2 protein-coding genes are annotated in these 2,328 nt (G+C 76.6%); one reads left to right on the top strand and one right to left on the bottom strand.

Annotated elements, in window-relative coordinates:
* The coding region (locus tag ACFV4N_RS42875; protein WP_499678437.1) for a tetratricopeptide repeat protein at positions 1–1,712 on the top strand (1,712 nt) is incomplete at its 5' end.
* A gap of 42 nt (positions 1,713–1,754) precedes the next feature.
* Here ACFV4N_RS42875 and ACFV4N_RS42880 read toward each other — a convergent pair.
* Entirely contained in the window at positions 1,755–2,147 is a 393-nt protein-coding gene (locus tag ACFV4N_RS42880; RefSeq protein WP_499678438.1) for a hypothetical protein, read from the bottom strand.
* Between the last annotated feature and the right edge of the window lie 181 nt (positions 2,148–2,328).

Raw genomic sequence — 2,328 nt, forward strand, 5'->3', positions numbered from 1 at the left:
ACCTCGAGGCGCGGGCCGCGCTGTACCGCAGCCTGGTCGCCGACCGACGGGTGCTGGTCGTGCTGGACAACGCCGCCACCACCGAGCAGGTCGTGCCGCTGCTGCCCGGCGGCCCGTCGTGCGCCGCGCTGGTCACCAGCCGCCACCGGTTGCGCGGCCTGACCGCCCGGCACGGCACCCACCCGCTGCCCCTCGGGGTGCTCACCGACGCCGAGTCCCGCGCCCTGCTCACCACCGCCCTCGGCCCGGGTCCCGTCGCCGACGACCGGGCGACCGCCGAGCTGATCGCGCTGTGCGGGGGTTTCCCGCTCGCCCTGGGCCTGGCCGCCGCTCGCGGCCGGCCCGACCTGCCGCTGTCCGAGGTGGTCACCGAGCTGCGCGAGTTCGGCCTGGACGCCCTCGACGCCGACGACCCCACCGCCGGCCTGCCCGCCGTGCTGTCCTGGTCACTGCGCCACCTCACCGACCGGCAGCGCACCGCGTTCGCCCTGCTGGGCATCGCCCCCGGCCCGGACATCGACCTGCCCGCCGCCGCCGGCCTGACCGGCCTGCCGGAACGGGAGGCGCGCGCGGAACTCCGCGCGCTGACCGACGCCTCCCTGCTCGACCGCAACGCTGGTGGCCGCTACGCCATGCACGACGTCGTGCGCGCCTACGCCACCTCCACCGCCCACGACCTGCCCGACCCGGTGCGGCGAGCCGCGCTGGAGCGCGTGCTCGACTTCTACCTGCACACCGCGCGCACCGCCGACCGCCTCCTGGACCCCCATCGCACACCGATCCCGTTCGAGCCGCCCGTCCCCGGTGCGCGCCCCCACGCGTTGGGCGACCCCCTCGCCGCGCAGGTCTGGCTGGACGCCCACCACCCCCACCTGCTCGCCACCCAACGCGCCGCCGCCGCCCATCACCGCCACCGGACCGCGTGGAGGACGGCTTGGACCCTCAGCACCTTCCACTGGTGGCGAAGCCTCCGCCACGACGAGTTGGCCGCGTGGCGGGCCGCCGCCGACGCCGCCGCGCACCTGCCCGACCCGACCACCCGCATCCTCACCCACCGGTTCCTGGGTCGGGCCCACCTCGGGCTGGGGCACCACGACGAGGCCGTGGCGCACCTAGACCGAGCCCTCACCCTGGCCGAGCACCACTGCGACATCGGCCAGCAGGCCGACACCCACTACGCGCTCTCGTGGCTCTGGGACCTGAGGGGGGACGACCGGAAGGCCCTGGAGCACGTCCTCCGCGCCCTGGCCTTCTACCGCGACCTCGGCCGGCCGGTGCAGGAAGCCGAAGCGCTCAACGTGGCGGGCTGGCACACGGCCCGCCTGGGCGACCACGACACCGCCCGCCACCACTGCGAGGCCGCCCTCGTGCTGCACCGACGCCACGGCAACCCCGAGGGCGAGGCGTCCACCCTGGACAGCCTCGGGTACGTCGACCACCGCACCGGCCGCCACCACCGGGCCACCCGCCACTACCGGGAAGCCCTCGCCCTGCTGCGCGACCTCGGCAACGCCACCCAGGTCGCCCACACCCTCGACGGCCTCGGTCACCCCCACGTCGCCCTCGGTCAACACGACCGAGCCCGCGCAGCGTGGCGGGAGGCGCTGGAGCTGTACCGGGAGCAGGGGCGGGTGGCGGACGCCCAGCGGGTGCGGCGGCAACTCGACGCGCTCGGTCCCGAGGACGACCCGCCCACCGGACCCGCGACGTAGCCCGGACCACCCCGGCGGTCGTGCCCGGCCGCCGGCCCGGGGTCAGAAGTGGTCGGCCTCGGTCAGCGCGTGCTCGAACGCGTCCGCGTTCGCGACCAACATCGTGAGCGGCCGCTCGAACTCCTCCCGGACGCTCAGGTCCTCCAGCGGCACGGGGTGCTTGAGCAGCGCGCCGCCGTCCACCACGGCCGCGCCGCCGACCAGGGAGGCGCCGGCCAGTTCCAGCAGCCGCCGCGGGTCGACCTCGTCGGCCCGGCCGACCGCCGAGGAGATCTCCAGCCACGCCTTGCCGCCCTCGTCGGGCACGTGGTGCACCGAGACCTGCTGGGTGCGGTCGCCGTTCGTGTCGAGCCGGAAGCGCAGCCAGTCGTCCGTCTCCTCCAGCACCTCGTAGCGCGTGCGGACGTAGTTGATCACGTCGGTCCAGCTGGTCACTCGTCGCCTCCCGCGTTCGGCCGCCACCACCGTAGTACCAGGTGCCGCCCTCCACCGGGTTCGGAACCGGAGTGGCGCGGAGCCGGATCGGCGGGGGGGGGGCCGCGCGGGGCCCCCCGCCCCCCCCCCCCGGCCCCCCCCCGCCGCCCCCCGGGGGGGGGGGGTGGGGGCCGCCGCCCCC

This window comes from Actinosynnema sp. NPDC059797, from assembly GCF_042732085.1.
Taxonomy (GTDB): Bacteria; Actinomycetota; Actinomycetes; order Mycobacteriales; family Pseudonocardiaceae; genus Actinosynnema.